This window comes from Streptosporangium sp. NPDC050148 (genome assembly GCF_055586505.1).
The window spans coordinates 22,546-39,345 of sequence record NZ_JBVJIA010000017.1 but is presented as its reverse complement, the minus strand read 5'-3'; the positions used below and the strand labels follow the sequence as shown (position 1 = coordinate 39,345).

At 73.0% G+C, this 16,800-nt stretch carries 11 protein-coding genes; 6 read left to right on the top strand and 5 right to left on the bottom strand.

Annotated elements, in window-relative coordinates; translation table 11 throughout:
* Positions 1–189 precede the first annotated feature (189 nt).
* Entirely contained in the window at positions 190–1,014 is an 825-nt protein-coding gene (locus ACZ6RT_RS20270) for a DUF3027 domain-containing protein (protein ID WP_399193982.1), read from the bottom strand.
* 181 nt (positions 1,015–1,195) lie between these two features.
* Between ACZ6RT_RS20270 and ACZ6RT_RS20265 the strand changes: the two genes are divergently transcribed.
* Positions 1,196–2,791 carry an MFS transporter gene (locus ACZ6RT_RS20265; RefSeq protein ID WP_470155294.1) on the top strand — a complete coding sequence of 532 codons (1,596 nt, stop codon included), beginning with the start codon at positions 1,196–1,198 and terminating at the stop codon, positions 2,789–2,791.
* Positions 2,792–2,845: 54 nt separating this feature from the next.
* On the opposite strand, the gene ACZ6RT_RS20260 is transcribed toward ACZ6RT_RS20265, so the two are convergent.
* Positions 2,846–3,244: a cold-shock protein gene (locus tag ACZ6RT_RS20260; RefSeq protein ID WP_344921876.1), complete on the bottom strand. Its 399-nt coding sequence runs from the start codon at positions 3,242–3,244 to the stop codon at positions 2,846–2,848.
* 90 nt (positions 3,245–3,334) lie between these two features.
* Positions 3,335–3,964: an HAD family hydrolase gene (locus ACZ6RT_RS20255; RefSeq protein ID WP_399193986.1), complete on the bottom strand. Its 630-nt coding sequence runs from the start codon at positions 3,962–3,964 to the stop codon at positions 3,335–3,337.
* Positions 3,965–4,335: 371 nt separating this feature from the next.
* On the opposite strand from ACZ6RT_RS20255, the gene ACZ6RT_RS20250 reads away from it, so the two are divergent.
* Positions 4,336–4,959, top strand: coding sequence for a TetR/AcrR family transcriptional regulator (locus ACZ6RT_RS20250; protein ID WP_399193988.1), 624 nt, complete (start codon positions 4,336–4,338; stop codon positions 4,957–4,959).
* An 8-nt stretch (positions 4,960–4,967) separates the two neighbouring features.
* Here the strand turns inward: ACZ6RT_RS20250 and ACZ6RT_RS20245 are convergent, their stop codons facing one another.
* Positions 4,968–6,428, bottom strand: a complete 1,461-nt coding sequence (locus ACZ6RT_RS20245; RefSeq protein ID WP_470155292.1) for a hypothetical protein — start codon at positions 6,426–6,428, stop codon at positions 4,968–4,970.
* A gap of 144 nt (positions 6,429–6,572) precedes the next feature.
* Here ACZ6RT_RS20245 and ACZ6RT_RS20240 point away from each other — a divergent pair, with 144 nt between their 5' ends.
* The 4 genes from ACZ6RT_RS20240 (at position 6,573) to ACZ6RT_RS20225 (ending at position 14,629) form a co-directional block, all read left to right on the top strand.
* On the top strand, positions 6,573–9,020 hold the full coding sequence (locus tag ACZ6RT_RS20240) for a helicase-associated domain-containing protein (RefSeq protein ID WP_470155290.1): 2,448 nt from the start codon (positions 6,573–6,575) through the stop codon (positions 9,018–9,020).
* A 519-nt stretch (positions 9,021–9,539) separates the two neighbouring features.
* Entirely contained in the window at positions 9,540–10,208 is a 669-nt protein-coding gene (locus ACZ6RT_RS20235; RefSeq protein ID WP_399193994.1) for a hypothetical protein, read from the top strand.
* Between the two features lie 311 nt (positions 10,209–10,519).
* Positions 10,520–12,163 carry a DNA repair helicase XPB gene (locus ACZ6RT_RS20230; RefSeq protein ID WP_399193996.1) on the top strand — a complete coding sequence of 548 codons (1,644 nt, stop codon included), beginning with the start codon at positions 10,520–10,522 and terminating at the stop codon, positions 12,161–12,163.
* Between the two features lie 444 nt (positions 12,164–12,607).
* Positions 12,608–14,629, top strand: a complete 2,022-nt coding sequence (locus ACZ6RT_RS20225; RefSeq protein ID WP_470155288.1) for a HelD family protein — start codon at positions 12,608–12,610, stop codon at positions 14,627–14,629.
* A gap of 123 nt (positions 14,630–14,752) precedes the next feature.
* Here the strand turns inward: ACZ6RT_RS20225 and groL are convergent, their stop codons facing one another.
* Entirely contained in the window at positions 14,753–16,381 is a 1,629-nt protein-coding gene (gene groL, locus ACZ6RT_RS20220; RefSeq protein WP_399194000.1) for a chaperonin GroEL, read from the bottom strand.
* Positions 16,382–16,800 lie beyond the last annotated feature (419 nt).

Here is a 16,800-nt window from a genome sequence, read left to right as displayed (position 1 = left end):
GCCGCGCCGCCCGGTGCCCGGCGCCGGACCGGACGGCCGGGACGCCACCGGGGGCGTGGCCGGCCGTCGGCGACCGGGCGGGTCGCCGGCGGGGCGGCCCTGAGGGGGCCGCCGGGGAACGTCCGGGACCGCCCGGTCACGGGCCGGTCCCGGATCTCCGCGTCAGAAGGGACCGGACGGCGTCCCCCGTCAGGAGTGGCCGAGCGGCTCGGATGCGGTCTCGTCCACCGAACCGGCCAGGTCGGGCTCGGGCCCGCTCTCCGGGTTCTCGGCGGTGTCGTAGGAGAGGTCGTCGAGGATCGGCGAGGCCGGCTCGACCTGGTGCGGCAGCACCGCGGCCTCGGAGTGCGCGCCGCACCCGTGGTCGGCGGCCACCACCCGCCCGTCGTCGGGGGCGTACTCGTTGGCGCAGACGCCGAAGCCGGTGCGCAGCGCGCCCGCGAGCGGCCAGTAGAAGCCGCAGGTGGAGCACTGGGCCGGGGCGGCGTGCGCGAGCGGGGTGTGCGGCCCGGACTCGCCGGAGTGCCAGCGGCGCACGGCGCGGTCGCGGCCGATCGGGGAGAGCACCCGGGCGCGGCCGAGACCGTACTCGAAGATCATCTGATGGTCGGTCTCGTCGTCGGTCTCGGTGAAACCGGGCGCGAGCCGGTCGTCGTCGTCGGAGGTGGGCAGCAGGTCGCCCACGCCGAGGTCGCCGGGGCGCAGCCGCTCGCTCCACGGCACCCACTGCGGCGGCATCAGCGCGCCCGTCCCGGGCAGGAGCACGACCTCGCTGACCGTCACGTTGCGCGCGCGGGAGGCGCGGGCCACGGTGACGGCCCAGCGCCAGCCCCGGTAGGCGGGGTCCAGGCAGGCGAAGTAATGGGTGACGACGCGGTCGCCCTCGCCCTCCACCCCGAGGTGCTCGCCCACCTGCTCGGCCTTGACGTTCTCCTCGACCGCCCCACGGGCCAGGTCGACGGCCGCGACGCACGCCTGGTCAAGGACCACGGCGCGGGATCGAGTCCGGCTCACGAGTCGTCTCCCGTCAGCCTCGCAGCACCACGGCTGCTGTCCCTACTGGCTCGCTCGCTGCGCTCACTCACAGTTCATTCTCACCCATGACCGGAGCGAACGGCACCGCGGACCGCCGATCACCCTGCGAGTGACCAACCGCACCGGACAACTCACCCGCCCTTCGGGTATGACTGGATACGTGGCAGCGGGGTGGGAGCGGGTGCGGCAGGCGGCGGGTGAGGCCTCCCGGCAGGTGGGCCGGTCGGTGGCCGCAGCCGGGCGCGCGGGCGTGCGGGCCGGGCGGGGCACCGGCCGTACGGCGGCGCGGGCGGGCCGCGGCGCGGTCGGCGGCACCCGGCGGGTGGGCCGGGCCGCGCGGCGGCTGACCCACGCCCAGGGCGCGGGCCGCACCGGGCTGGGCCAGCTGATCGAGCTGACCGCCGCGCACAGCGCGGGTGACGCCCTGGTCACCGCCGCCCTGGCCGGGACGCTGTTCAAGCTCCCGGTCAACGAGGCGCGCGGCCAGGTCGCCCTCTACCTGCTGATCACGATGATCCCGTTCGTGGTGGTGGCGCCGTTCGTCGGCCCGGTGCTGGACCGGTTCCGCTCGGGGCGGCGCTTCGTGATGGCCGGCACCCTCTTCGGCCGCGGCCTGCTCTGCTTCGCCATGGCGGCGGCGATCGTCCCGGGCGACGTGTTCACGATCTTCCCGGCCGCGCTGGCCGTGCTGGTGCTGTCGAAGGCCTACAACGTCTCCCGGGCGGCGATCATGCCGAGCGTGCTGCCCGCCGACATCGCGCTGGTCACGGCCAACGCCAGGGTGGCCCTGTTCGCGCTGGTCAGCGCGGGGATCGCGGTGCCGCTCGGCGCCGGCGCCAGCGCCTGGCTGGGCGCCGAGTGGGTGCTGCGCGCCGCGACCGTGCTCTTCCTGCTCCAGGGCGTGCTGGCGGTACGGCTCCCCCGGCATGTCGACTCCCCCGACCTGGAGGGCCTGGACGAGCAGGGTGAGGACCGGCCGCACCGCTGGCGCACCATGCTCAACGTGGGGCCGGTGGTGGCCGAGGCGATGTACGCCAACGTGGCCGTCCGCGTCTACTCCGGTTTCCTGCTGTTCTACCTGCTGTTCCTGGTCCAGGACAGGAACCTGCCCGGCCTGCCGCCCACGGTGGCGATCGGCGTGCTGGCCGTGGCCGCGGGCGCCGGGGGGCTGGCGGGCACGGCGGTGGCCTCCTGGGTGCGCAACCACTCCCCGCAGGTCATCGTGCTGGCCACGCTGGCGGTGACGACCGCGATCACCGTGCTGGCGGCGGTCGTCTTCCAGATGTGGAGCGCGGTCGCGGTCGCCCTGGTGGCGGCGTTCGCCCAGGGCCTGGGCAAGCTCGCGCTGGACGCGGTCGTGCAGCGCGAGATCGGCGAGGAGGTGCGCTCCTCCACGTTCGGCGTGGTGGAGGCGTTCCTGCAGATCGCCTGGGTGCTGGGCGGCCTCGTCGGGCTCTGGCTCTCGCTGTTCGCCTCCGGGTCGGCCGGGCTCGCCGCGATGGCCGCGGTACTGGCGGGCTCGCTCGGCTGGCTGCTGGTCCGGCGCCGCGGACGGGTCCGCGACGTGGAGGCCCGGGTGGAGGCCGCCCGGGGGACGTCCTCCCCGGACGACGTCCCGGCCCCCGCGGGAGGCGGCTCCTCGCCCCAGGACGCGTGGGGCAGGCCGTGGCCGGGCGGGACGACCACCGCGGTGGTGCGGCACGCCGAGCCCCCGACCGAGAAGCGGACCAGGCCGCTGACCAACCCGCACGGCTGATCCGTCCCCCGGGCCGGGCCGGGTCCCGGCCGTCCCCGGCGGCCGGGCGGGGTGTCAGTCGTCCAGGTCGTCGGCCACGGCCCGGAGGACGGCCGCGATCTTCTTCGCGTGCGCGGCCTCGGGCTGCTTGCCCTTCTGGTACGACGTGGAGACCGTGTCGAGGAGCTTGATCAGGTCCTCCACGATGACGACCATCTCGTCGGGCTTCTTGCGCTTGCCCTTCGGCTTGGCGGTCTTCGCGAGCGTCGGGGGCTGGTCGATCACCCGGACCGACAGGGCCTGCTGGCCGCGGCGTCCCTCGGCCACGCCGAACTCGACCTTCTGGCCCGGCTTGAGGGAGTCCACGCCGGAGGGCAGCGCGGAAGAATGCACGAAGACCTCGCCGCCGTCGTCGCGGGTGAGGAAGCCGAATCCCTTGTCGGCGTCGTACCACTTGACCTTGCCACTCGGCACAGGGGTGACCTCGTTCAGACTGTCGTGAAAAGGAATGGATGTAGGTTATGCCCAGCGGGCGCCGGGAGCGACCGCATATCGAGCCCCGAATTACGCGGGAACGGCGACGGTTCTCCAGCCTTCGAACCATTCGGCGAACTCGGTCAGATCCTCCAGGACCACGTCGGCTCCGTGATCGCGTAAATCCCCCGCCGAACAGGGGCCCGTCGCCACCGCCACGCTGAAGGCTCCCCCCGCCCGCGCGGCGTCGACGTCCGCGACGTGATCTCCGACATAGGCGGCGGCGCCGAACGCCGCGAGGGCCGTTCCCTTGGCCGCCCCGAAGACCGAACCGGCGACCTCGTCCACGTCCAGGCCGAGGAACTCGACCGTGCGCGTCGCGTCGTGGACGTTCTTCGCCGTCACCACGATGACCCTGCCCCCCGCCCGGCGCACGGCCTCCACGGCCTCGCGGGCACCGGGCATGGGGGTGGTGACGGGGACGGCGATCGACGCGTACAGCTCCCGGTAGAGGCTCGCGACGGCCGGGACCTCCTCCGCGGGCATCCAGTGGGCCAGTTCGTGCTCCAGCGGCGGACCCAGCCTGGCCAGCACGACGGCGGTGTCGATGCGGACGCCGATGCGCGCCGTCACCTCGTCGAAGGTCGCGGCGATACCGGCACGCGTGTCCGCGAGCGTCAGATCGAGGTCGAACCCCACCGAGTTCATCGGGTCACTCACCGTTCCTTCTCGACTACACGAAGACAATTCTCCGATAACCCATCAGAGAATGCCAAATCGCCTTAAATATGGCTAACTCAAATCCTGTCGCCGACACTCCCCGCCACGGCACTCCTCGGGAAAGTGTTTACTTATGCGGAAGGCGGTGGGCTCTTCCCGGGTCGCGCGACCGGTCCGCCTCCGCACGGGCGGCTCACCTCCGCACGGGCGATCCGTCTCCGCACTGGCGGTTCGGCTTCGCGCGGGCGATCCGTCTCCGCACGGGAGGTCCGCCTCCGCGCGGCCGGACCGGCTCGGACCGGCGCGGCCGGGCGTGCTCCCCACCGGTTCCCGGCACTGGATAAGGTCACCGTGGAGGTATCGGCAGAGAAATGACCAGATCGACGCGCGAGCGGATCATCGACGAGTCCCTGCGCCTGTTCGCCGAACGAGGCTACGCGGCGACCTCGGTGGCCGAGATCGAGGCCGCCTCGGGGCTGTCGCCGGGCGCCGGTGGCCTCTATCGCCACTTCAAGTCCAAGTACGAGGTGCTGGCCGCGGCGATGAACGAGCACGCCGCCCGGACACGGGTGCAGATCGCCGAGACCCTGGCCGAGTTCGGCGTCGTCGACACCTCGTCCGGCATCGAGGAGCGGCTGGCCCACCTGTGCAGGGCGGGCCTGGCCAAGGTCAGCGAGGAGCGGGAGCTGACCCGCGTCTTCTTCCGCGACCTGAGCCAGTTCCCCGAACTGGTCGCGACCGTGCGCGAGGGCCTGCTGCAGCCCATGTTCGACGCGATCACCACGTGGTTCCACGCCCAGCCCGAGTACGCCGGCGTCGAGGCCGACTGGCACGCCATCGGGGCCGTGCTCGGCGGGGCGGTCGTGCACTACCGGCTGTTCCAGGAGACCGTGGGCGAACCGCCCGGCCGCGCAGAACGCGATCGCTTCGTCTCCGCCTGGGTACGGCTCGCGCTCGGCCTGCTCCCCCACCCGGCGGTCCGGGCGGTCGTCTGAGACGGGCGTCACCGCCCTCCCCGGCCCGGCTGGATCACCGGGTTGAGCAGGCGGTAGGTCAGCCAGAAGACCCCCCACGCCGTGCCCAGCAGGAACATCAGCCCGCTGATGGTGAAGAACTCCTCCACCACCCTTCCGATGTCGCCCCGGGCACGGACCAGGGCGACCAGGCCGCCGCCCAGGGTGTAGCTGAGCATCGGGGAGACGATCCCGATCACCTTGTCGGCGGGAAGCCACGCCTGGCAGGCGACGACCACGACCGCGCCCACGGCCCAGACCAGCACCGGCACCGTGAAGATCGCGATCGGGGCGAAGGGGAACGGGATCAGCAGCCCGGCCAGGGTGAGCAGGGCCATGCCGACCGTCTCGAGCCGGTGGCCCAGCAGGATCGTCCGGGCGTCCTGGGTGCCCGGCACGATGTCCTCGCGCGACCGGGGCGGGCGGTTCCGGCGCAGCAGGCCGGGACGGGCGCGCGACTGCTTCCTGGCCAGCCGCTCCTCCGCCTCCCGGATCCCCCTGGCCACGCCGGGCGGCATCCCCGGCCGGACCCCCGCGGGCCCTTTCCCGGACGCGTCCCCGTTCCCCGGGCCCTTGCTCCGCGGCTCCGCCTCCTTTCCCGGCTCCGTCTGCGGCACGGGCCCCGGCACCGGCGGCGCCAGGGGATCCGGTACGGACGGCGCCAGGGGATCGGGCACGGACGGCGCCAGCGGGTCCGGTACGGACGGCGCGAGAGGGTCGGGGGCGGGAGGTGCGACGGGGTTCGGCACGGGCGGTGCCAGGGGGTCGGGGGCGGGAGGTGCCGACGGGTCGGGGGCGGGCGGTGTCGGGGGGACGGGCGGCACGGGCGGGATCTCCTCGGTCGGCGGATCCCCCTCCACCGCGTCGTCCCACTCGTCCTCGGACCGCCGGCCCGGGACGGACGCCCGGTCCGGGGAGGCCGAAGGGTCCGAGGGGGGCGTCGAGGCGTAGGGATGTCCGCGTACGGGCCGTCGGGGGGCGGGGACGCCGGCGTCGTCACCTTCGCCGGGGTCGTCGGGGTCACGGGAGTCGCCGGAGTCGCGGGACGTGGGCGCGGCGAGGGGCGACGCCGGGGCCGGCACGGAGGCCGATGCCGCGGGGGCCGATGCCGCGGGGGCCGGTGACGCGGAGGCCGGTGACGCGGAGGCCGGTGACGCGGAGGCCGGTGGCGCGGAGGCCGATGAGGCGTGGGCGGGGACCCCGGCCGGCCGGGGCGTCTCCTGCCTGCCCAGCCGTCGCAGCTCCTGCCCGACCAGCTCGACGGGGTCGCCGAGACCGGCCAGCATCCTGGCCACGGCGGCCGGGTCGTCCGTCCCCCTCCGCTCGGCGTCGATCCGCCTGCGCAGGCCCGTGACGAAGTCGATGCGTTGTCTCGGTGGCAGCACCCCGTGGGCGGCGTCGGCCACCTTGCCGACGTAGTCCAGGACGAGCTGATCGGTGCGCTCGATCACACTGCCATCCTCTCTCGACATCGCCTCGCACGGGAGCCCCTTCCCTCATTCACCGCCCGTCAAGTGATCGATTCGGGTCCTTCGCGCGATCGTGGAATTCCCCCAGGCCGCGCGATGTCGGTCAAGCCTCCTACCATTGGCGGAATGAGCACGGAGTTCACCGAGTGGCTGCGCGGCCGCAGCGACGACCGGTTGCGGGCGCTCGTCTCCGCGCGTCCCGAGCTCATCACGCCCGTGCCCGCCCATCTGGAGGGCCTGGCCGGACGGGCGAGCAGCCCGTCGGCGGTGGGCAGGGCCCTCGACCGGCTCGACCGGTTCGCCCTCGCGGTCATGGAGACGCTGGTCGTGCTCCCCGGCCCCGTCCCCTACCGGTCGCTCCGCGCCCAGATGGCCCGCGCCCTGCCCGGAGCGGCCGATCCGGCGTTCCAGAACGCGCTCAAGGAGACGGTCGAGCGGCTGCGCACCATGGCCCTGGTCTACGGGCCCGACAAGGCGCTGGCCACGGCTCCCGGGGTGCGCGAGGTGCTGGACGGCCCCGCCGGGCTCGGCCCGCCCGCCGTGGAGGCGTTCCGGCACCATCCCGCCGAGCGCCTCGCCGAGCTGGTGCGGGACGCCGGGGGCGAGGACGGTGACACCAAGGAGGCCCTGGCCGCGCTGCTCGCCGACCCGGAGGTCGTCGGGCGGCTGGTCGGGGAGGTCTCCCCGCAGGCCCGGTCGGCGCTCAACGAGCTGGCCTGGGGCCCGGCCAGCGGCCGGGTGCCGAACGCCCGGCGCGAGGTGCGCGCCGCCACCGCGCAGTCCCCGATCGACCAGCTGCTCTCCCGGGCACTGCTGGCCGCCACCGGCGAGGAGAGCGTGGTGCTCCCCCGCGAGGTCGGCCTGTTCCTGCGCGGCGGCCGCGTCCACCGCGATCTCTCCCCCTTCCCGCCGGTGACCGAGGGCACCGAGCGCGACCAGGGGCTCGCCGACCGCACGGCGGCCGGGCAGGCGTTCACCTTCGTCCGCGCGGTGGAGGAGCTGTGCGAGCGCTGGAGCGCCGACCCGCCCGGCGTGCTCCGCAGCGGCGGCCTGGCCGTGCGCGACCTCAAGCGGACCGCCGCCCTGCTCGACCTGCCCGAGTGGGTGACGGGGCTCATCATCGAGGTGGCGTACGCGGCGGGGCTGGTGGCGGCGAGCGGCGCGGTCGACGGCGACTGGATGCCCACGCCCGGCTACGACGGCTGGCGGGTGAAGGCCACCGAGGATCGCTGGACGGCGCTGGCCACGACCTGGCTCACCATGGACCGGCTGCCGGGTGTGATCGGCGACCGGGACGAGCGCGACCGGCTGCTCAACGCCCTCCATCCCGACCTGCGCCGCCCGTCCGCGGCCGAGGTCCGCGCCGCCACCCTGGGCGTGCTCGCCTCCGCGCCGGGGACGGCGCCCACCCTGGAGGCGGTACGCGACCGCCTGGCCTGGGAGCAGCCGCGCCGCCGGGGCGGCCACCGCGACCGGCTGGTGGAGTTCACCCTGCGGGAGGCCGAGCAGATCGGCGTCACCGGGCTGGGCGCGCTCTCCGCCCACGGCCGCGCCCTGCTCCCCGACGCCTCCGGCGACCCGGGCGCCTGCGGGGGGTCCGGCGGGTCCACCGCGTCCGGGAGTCCCGCCGGGTCCGCAGGTTCCGGGGGTTCCGGCGCCCATGCCGCCGCGCGGCTGCTGCTCCCGCTGCTGCCCGAGCCGCTCGACCACGTCCTGCTGCAGGCCGACCTGACCGCCGTCGCCCCCGGGCCGCTCACCGGCGAGCTGAGGCGGTGGCTGGCACTGGCGGCCGAGGTGGAGTCCACCGGCGGCGCCACGGTCTACCGGTTCGACGAGCGGTCGATCCGGCGGGCGCTGGACGCCGGGCAGGGCGCCGACGAGCTGCTCGCCATGCTGGAGCGCCACTCGACCACGCCCGTCCCGCAGCCGCTCGGCTACCTGATCGCCGACGTGGCCCGCAGGCACGGCCGGATGCGCGTGGGCACGGCGAGCGCGTACGTGCGCTGCGACGACTCCTCGCTGCTGGACGAGGTCATGGCCGACAAGCGGGCTATCCCGCTGCGGCTGCGCCGGCTCGCCCCCACGGTGATCGCCTCCAAGTCCTCCCGGCCCGTGCTGGTCGACGCGTTGCGCGCGATGGGGTACGCCCCCGCGGCCGAGTCGCTCGACGGAGACGTGATCATCACCCAGCTCGACGTGCGCCGGACCGAGGGCCCGCCGGCGGCCCGCGCGCCGGTCACGTTCGGCGGCCCGGAGGCCGACGTGGTGGCCGCGGCCGTCCGCGCCGTGCGCGCCGGGGACGCCGCCCATCTGGCCCGGCGTCCCCCGGTGGCGGCCCCCGGTGGCCAGGTGCCGCGTTCCCCGGCCACCGCCACGATCACCGCGCTGCGCGAGGCCATCCGGCAGGGCTCGCAGGTCTGGATCGGCTACCTCGACTCGCAGGGCAACGCGACCAGCCGGATCCTCGAACCCGCCCGGATGGAGGGCGGCTACCTCACCGCCTACGACGAGACGCGAGCGGCCGTGCACCGTTTCGCCCTGCACCGCATCACCGGCATCGCCGACATCGCCTGAGCCTCCACGAAACCGGCACGGCACCGGCGTGACACCGGCGTGACACCGGCCGGCGTCGCACGACGTCACCCGGCACCGGCCCGCACCGGTCCGCACCGGCCCGCACCGGCCCGCACCGGCCCGCACCGGCCGGCATCGGCCGGTGACGGGCGGCACCGGCCGGGAACGCCCGACATCCGGCGTCATCGGTCGCCATCGGCCGTCATCGGCCGGTGTTCCCGTCCTCGGCCGCGTCGCCGGGAACGCCCCCGCGCGTTCCGGACGGGGATCGGGAACGGCCGCACGGTCGCGGTGTACCGGGCAGGGCCACAGGGTAATGTCGGTTCCGGAACGGACCGCCCCGAGGCCGGCCGCCGGGTCGCCGAGGCAGGTCGCCGCGCGGAGCGGGGTCCTTCCCGGTCTCACCCGGGATCCGGCCGCCGGAGCGGAGACCGACCCATTCGTCCGTGGCACACGGTTCACGGCTCATATCGTGATATCTGTTGATGTCCCGAGCTCCACGGAAGCGAGAGATCCACGGTGAGCAGCGGTCATTCCGAAGGCCCCAGCACCAACCCGGACGACTGGAAGAGCCCCTACGGCACGGGTCCCGGCCCGGCCTCCGGCGACGACCGGCTCGCCTACGACCGGGAACGGTCCCCCCAGGGGTACTCGTCCGGCCACGACCGGGCCTCCGGCGACCCGGCCCACACCGGCCAGGGGTACGGCGCGCCGGCCTACGCCGACCAGGGGTACGGCGCTCACGAGCGCGCCGATCAGGGATACGGCCAGGGATACCCCGGTCAGGCGTACACCGACCACGGCCATGCGGGCGGATACGGCGACGGGGGGTACACCCGGCCGGATCACGGCTCCTACCCGGGCGGATACGGCCAGGGCTATGCCGAGCAGCCCTACGGGGCCGGTCACGACCCCGTGGCGTCCCGGAACGCCGAGGGGGTCAGGACGCACGCGATCATCGTCCTGGCCGTCGGCATCGTGCTCTCGCTGAGCTGCTTCCTGAGCATCGGCGGTCTGGTCAGCGCCGTCCTGTCGGGCATCGCGCTGGGCAGGGTCGACTCCGACCCCCGGGGGGCCAGGGGCCTGCTCCGATGGGCCTGGATCAGCATCGGCGTCAACGTCGGGCTGCTCGTCCTGGGAGTGGCCGCCTTCATCGTCGCCGGGCTCAACGACGCCTTCAGCGCCTGACCATGCCGGAGACACCGGGACCACCGGGAGCGTCCCCGGACCCGTGCCCCGCCCCGTGTCCGTCGCGGAGCCCGCGCGCCCGGCGCCCGCATCCCCGGCGACCCCGTACTCTCGATGTCCGGGCACGGTGCGTACGCACGCGTGCCGGCCGGGAATGTGAGATCGCTCGCATCGGCGGGTCGCGCGGGACTGCCCACGCGTCCCCGTCCGTTGCACCCGGGGAACGTGGGGCAGCAGACGGTCCGGCGCCCACCCGCCGGGTCCGACCGAGAGCCGAGCCGCCCAACCCGCGGTAACCGAGGGAGACGTCTGTGACTGACGGACCATTGATCGTCCAATCGGACAAGACCCTGCTCCTCGAGGTCGACCACGAGAGGGCCGGGGAGTGCCGTAAGGCGATCGCGCCCTTCGCCGAGCTGGAACGCGCCCCCGAGCACGTGCACACCTACCGGGTCACGCCGCTGGCGCTGTGGAACGCGCGGGCCGCCGGGCACGACGCCGAGCAGGTGATCGACGCCCTGATCGCCTACAGCCGCTACCCGGTGCCGCACGCGCTGCTGGTCGACGTCGCCGAGACGATGGCGCGCTACGGCAGGCTGCGCCTGGAGAAGCACCCCGTGCACGGGCTCGTGCTGACCAGCACCGACAGGGCCGTGCTGGAGGAGGTATTGCGCTCCCGGAAGATCCAGCCGCTGCTGGGCGAGCGCCTGGACGACGGCGTGGCCGTGCACCCGAGCGAGCGCGGCAACATCAAGCAGCACCTGCTCAAGCTGGGCTGGCCCGCCGAGGACCTGGCCGGGTACGTCGACGGCGAGCACCACCCGATCGAGCTCACCGAGGACGGCTGGGAGCTGCGCACCTACCAGCGCGAGGCCGCCGAGGCGTTCTGGCACGGCGGCTCCGGCGTGGTGGTGCTCCCGTGCGGGGCGGGCAAGACGATCGTGGGCGCCGCGGCGATGGCCCAGGCCAAGGCGACCACGCTGATCCTGGTGACCAACACGGTCTCGGCCCACCAGTGGAAGCAGGAACTGCTCAAGCGGACCTCGCTGACCGAGGACGAGATCGGCGAGTACACCGGTACGAAGAAGGAGATCCGGCCGGTCACCATCGCCACGTACCAGGTGATGACGACCCGCAGGCAGGGCGTCTACCGGCACCTGGAGCTGTTCGACGCCCGTGACTGGGGCCTGGTCGTCTACGACGAGGTGCACCTGCTGCCAGCGCCGATCTTCCGGATGACCGCCGACCTGCAGGCCAGGCGGCGGGTCGGGCTGACCGCGACGCTGGTGCGCGAGGACGGCCGGGAGGGCGACGTGTTCTCCCTGATCGGCCCCAAGCGCTACGACGCGCCGTGGAAGGAGATGGAGAACCAGGGCTGGATCGCCCCGGCCGACTGCGTCGAGGTGCGGGTGACGCTCACCGACGAGGAGCGGCTGGCGTACGCGATGGCCGAGTCCGAGGAGCGCTACCGGTTCTGCGCGACCACGCCGTCCAAGACGCGGGTGACCGAGGCGCTGGTCCGCCGGCACCTGGACGAGCAGGTGCTGGTCATCGGGCAGTACATCGACCAGCTCGACGAACTGGGCGAGCACCTGAACGCGCCGGTGATCAAGGGTGAGACGAAGGTCAAGGAGCGGGAGCGGCTCTTCCAGGCGTTCCGCGACAAGGAGATCCAGGTCCTGGTCGTCTCCAAGGTCGCCAACTTCTCCATCGACCTGCCCGAGGCGGCGGTGGCCATCCAGGTGTCGGGCACCTTCGGGTCACGGCAGGAGGAGGCGCAGCGGCTGGGCCGGGTGCTGCGACCGAAGGCCGACGGCGGCGGGGCCCGCTTCTACTCGGTGGTCAGCCGTGACACGGTCGACCAGGACTTCGCCGCGCACCGGCAGCGTTTCCTGGCCGAGCAGGGGTACGCCTACCAGATCATCGACGCGGACGACGTGCTCGCCGGAGAATGACTCCACCTGGCGAACACGTCGTCGATGTGTGTCAGGCCCACGAAATCCCTCGGGCTTTCGACAAACAGACCACCCCCTCGCTAGGCCTCTGCGGCCACTGGCGACATACCCCCATGATCTGCGCGAGTCACCATGTTCGGCTGCCTTTTTCATCATTTCTACACGGAATTACCCAGAGTATCAGAGTGATTACGGAGCGGTCTCAACGCCGGTCCCGACAATGCCCGCGATGACCGCTGAATGACGATCCGACGATCGATGAAGACGTCGTCACGGCGATTCTTACCGGGGCGGGCCGTCCCGAAGGACGCGCCCGCCCGAGGTCCCGGGCGCCACCGCGTACCCGGCCCTAATCCCTTTGAGACGCGCGGGCGTCGCCGCTAGGCTGGTCGATTCGCTGCCCGATGACCACCACCTCCGTTCATGAATGGGAGGCGCTTCAGCGTGCCCGCACACCAACTGGCCCCCGACATATCCTCCGATCCCGCCCGGATCCTCGCCGCCGAACGTGAACACCTGGCCGCTTCCAGGGCGGCGCTGCGCGCGATGCGCGAGCACGCCGCCTCCCTGTCCGCCGACGCCGCCGGGGACTGGGTCTCCCAGCAGGTCCTGCAGGGGCTGCTGGACCAGCGGGTCGCGGCGCTCGCCGACCACTCCGGCACGCCCCTGTTCTTCGGCCGGCTCGACCGGGAGGCCGGCGACGATCTGCCCGAGACGATCCACGTCGGGCGCAGGCACGTCCACGACGACCGCAGCCGCCCCCTGGTCATCGACTGGCGGGCCCCGGTCTCCCGGGCCTTCTACCAGGCCGGCCCGGCCGATCCGATGGGCGTCGTACGGCGCCGCCGGTTCGGCTACCAGGGCGGGGACCTGACCGCCTACGAGGACGAGCGCCTCGACCAGGGCGATACCGCCGTCGCGCAGAGCAGGATCCTCACCGAGGAGATCGAGCGCCCCCGCTCGGGGCCGATGCGCGACATCGTCGCGACGATCCAGCCCGACCAGGACGAGATCGTCCGCTCCGAGCTGACCCGGACCGTGTGCGTCCAGGGAGCCCCCGGCACCGGGAAGACCGCGGTCGGCCTGCACCGGGCGGCCTACCTGCTCTTCACCCACCGCGAGCGGCTCGCCCGGTCGGGCGTCATGATCGTCGGCCCGAACCGGGCGTTCCTCTCCTACATCTCCTCGGTGCTGCCCGCCCTGGGCGAGGTCAAGGTCGACCAGACCACGGTCTCCGGCATCCTCGGCGACCACTCCGCGCCCGAGGACGCGGCGGTCGGCGCCGTCAAGGGCGACGCCAGGATCGTCGGGGTGCTCAGGCGTGCCCTGTGGATGCACGTCGTCAAGCCCACCGAGGGCGTGCTGTACACCAAGGGGATCAACCGCTACCGGGTCGCCGACCACGAGGTGCGCGAGATCGTCGCCGCCCTGCGCGGCACCACCCGCTACGGGCCCGGACGCGCGACGCTCGCCCAGCGCCTCGCCCACCTGGTGCTCGTCCGGATGGAGCAGCGCGGCGAGTCGCCCGACGACCGGGTGCAGGACGCGGTGGCCAGGTCCGCGCCGGTCAAGCGGCTGGTGGACGCGGTCTGGCCCAAGGTGACCCCGCAGCAGGTGCTGTACCGGCTGTTCAGCGACCCCGGCTTCCTGGCCTCCGCGGCCAAGGACGACCTCACGCCCGAGGAGCAGGCCCTGCTGCTCTGGGCCAGGCCCGCCAAGTCCTTCCGCTCGGCGAAGTGGTCGGCGGCCGACGCCGCGCTGATGGACGAGCTGGGCGACATGATCGAGCGGACCGTACCGCTGGGCCACCTGGTCGTGGACGAGGCCCAGGACCTGTCGGCGATGCAGCTGCGGGCGCTCGGGCGGCGCTGCCGTACCGGGTCGGCCACCGTGCTGGGCGACCTCGCCCAGGGCACCACGCCCTGGTCCGCGCGCTCCTGGACCGAAGTGCTGACCCATCTGGGCTTCGAGGACGGCAGCGTCACCGAGCTCACCCTGGGGTTCCGGGTGCCTCGCGAGGTCCTCGACTACGCCGCCAGGCTGCTGCCCTCGGTGGCCCCTGGCCTGGCCGCCCCCCGGTCACTGCGGCCCGGCGCGGGCTCCCTGTCGGTGCGGCGGGTGACGGACCTGGCCACGGCGCTGTCCGGCGCCGCCGAGGAGGCGCTCGCCCGCGAGGGGTCGATCGGCGTCATCGTCCCCGACGCCTCGGTGGACGCGGCGTCCGCCGCCCTGTCCCATCTGGATCACCGCGTGCTGAGCCCCGACACGGTCGCCGACCACCGCCTGCTGGTCGTCCCGGCCACCCTGGCCAAGGGCCTGGAGTACGACCACGTGATCGTGACCGAGCCGGCCGACATCGTCGCCGCCGAGCCCCGGGGCCTGGCCCGCCTGTACGTGGTGCTGACCCGCGCGGTCACCTCGCTGACCGTGCTGCACACCCGGCCGCTCCCCGCGCAGCTCGGCTGACCACGCGACGCACCGGACGGTGAACGACGCGACGTCCGGCCGTTGAACGACACGGCGTCCGGACGGTGAACGCAAAAAGAGGCGGCCCCGACGGGGGTCGCCTCTTTTTCGAAAGCGTATGGACTAGAAGTCCATGTCGCCACCGCCGCCGGGCATGGCGGGAGCGGCACCGGCCTTCTCGGGCTTCTCGGCGATGACGGCCTCGGTGGTGAGGAACAGCGCCGCGATGGACGCCGCGTTCTGCAGAGCGGAACGCGTCACCTTGGCCGGGTCGATGATGCCCGTCTCGAACAGGTTGACGTACTCGCCGGTGGCGGCGTTGAGGCCCTCACCCGCGGGAAGGTTGCGCACCTTCTCGACCACGACGCCACCCTCGAGGCCGGCGTTCACGGCGATCTGCTTCAGCGGCTCCTCGAGAGCCTTCTTCACGATCGCGGCACCGGTGGCCTCGTCGCCGGTGAGCTCCAGCTTGTCGAACGCCTTGGCGCCGGCCTGCAGCAGGGCCACGCCACCGCCGGGGACGATGCCCTCCTCGACGGCCGCCTTCGCGTTGCGAACGGCGTCCTCGATGCGGTGCTTGCGCTCCTTGAGCTCGACCTCGGTCGCCGCGCCGGCCTTGATGACGGCCACGCCGCCGGCCAGCTTGGCGAGACGCTCCTGGAGCTTCTCGCGGTCGTAGTCGGAGTCGGTGTTCTCGATCTCGGCGCGGATCTGGTTGACCCGGCCGGCGATCTGCTCGGCGTCGCCGGCACCGTCGACGATGGTGGTCTCGTCCTTGGTGACGATGACCTGGCGGGCCCGGCCGAGCTGGTCCAGCGTGGTGGACTCCAGCTTGAGGCCGAGGTCCTCGCTGATGACCTGGGCGCCGGTCAGGATGCCGATGTCGCCCAGCATGGCCTTGCGGCGGTCACCGAAGCCGGGCGCCTTGACGGCGACCGAGCGGAAGAGACCACGGATCTTGTTCACGACCAGGGTGGCCAGGGCCTCGCCCTCGACGTCCTCGGCGATGATCAGCAGCGGCTTGCCGGCCTGCACGACCTTGTCGAGAACGGGGAGCAGGTCCTTGTTGGCGGACACCTTGGAGTTGACGACCAGGATGTAGGGGTCGTCGAGGACGGCCTCCATCCGCTCCGGGTCGGTCACGAAGTACATCGAGGTGAGGCCCTTGTCGAAGCGCATGCCCTCGGTGAGCTCGAGCTCGAGACCGAAGGTGTTGCTCTCCTCGACGGTGATGACGCCTTCCTTGCCGACCTTGTCCATCGCCTCGGCGATCATCTCGCCGATCTGCGGGTCGCCCGCGGAGATCGAGGCGGTGGAGGCGATCTGCGCCTTCGTCTCCACGTCCTTGGCGAGCTTGGACAGCTCCTCCGACACGCGCTCGACGGCGGCCTCGATGCCCTTCTTCAGGGCCATCGGGTTGGCGCCGGCGGCGACGTTGCGGAGACCCTCACGTACGAGAGCCTGAGCGAGCACGGTGGCGGTGGTGGTGCCGTCACCCGCGACGTCGTCGGTCTTCTTGGCGACTTCCTTGACGAGCTCGGCCCCGATCTTCTCCCACGGGTCCTCGAGCTCGATCTCCTTCGCAATGGAGACACCATCGTTGGTGATGGTGGGGGCTCCCCACTTCTTCTCCAGAACGACGTTACGGCCCTTGGGGCCGAGGGTCACCTTCACGGCGTCCGCGAGCTGGTTCATGCCACGCTCGAGACCGCGCCTGGCGTCCTCGTTAAACGCGATCATCTTGGCTGCCATACGGCTAGACCTCCCAGATACAGGGTGGCTTGCTCCGGACCGAGCCGACGCCCGCGACGGCATGTGGGCCCACGACTCCGTTCGGCGGGCCCCATCGCCTCGATCCAGGTTTGGCACTCCTCATGTGCGAGTGCCAACAAACTGTTTAGCACTCTACCCTGCCGAGTGCAAGCTGCGATCGCCTGACCTGCGTCGCACCAGGGGACATCGCGCCTTCACGGCGGCGCGTCAGGGGTACGGCACCGGCCGCCTCGTGGCACGTCAGGGGCGATCCACCGGGCGCGACGCCCGGCCCGCCGGGGCGTGGGGCGTCCTTTCGCCGCCCGACGACGACGGGACCGTTCCGCGCAGAGCGAAGGCCCGGTCCGTCCCCCCGGGGAGGGAACGGGGCCAAAAAAAAGAAACCTTCCGAACCCCCC

Bases quoted from the DNA above. Each gene is read 5' to 3' on its own strand.
- ACZ6RT_RS20250 (WP_399193988.1), top strand. From the start codon at position 4,336: ATGACCAGATCGACGCGCGAGCGGATCATCGACGAGTCCCTGCGCCTG.
- ACZ6RT_RS20240 (WP_470155290.1), top strand. From the start codon at position 6,573: ATGAGCACGGAGTTCACCGAGTGGCTGCGCGGCCGCAGCGACGACCGG.
- groL (WP_399194000.1), bottom strand. From the start codon at position 16,381: ATGGCAGCCAAGATGATCGCGTTTAACGAGGACGCCAGGCGCGGTCTC.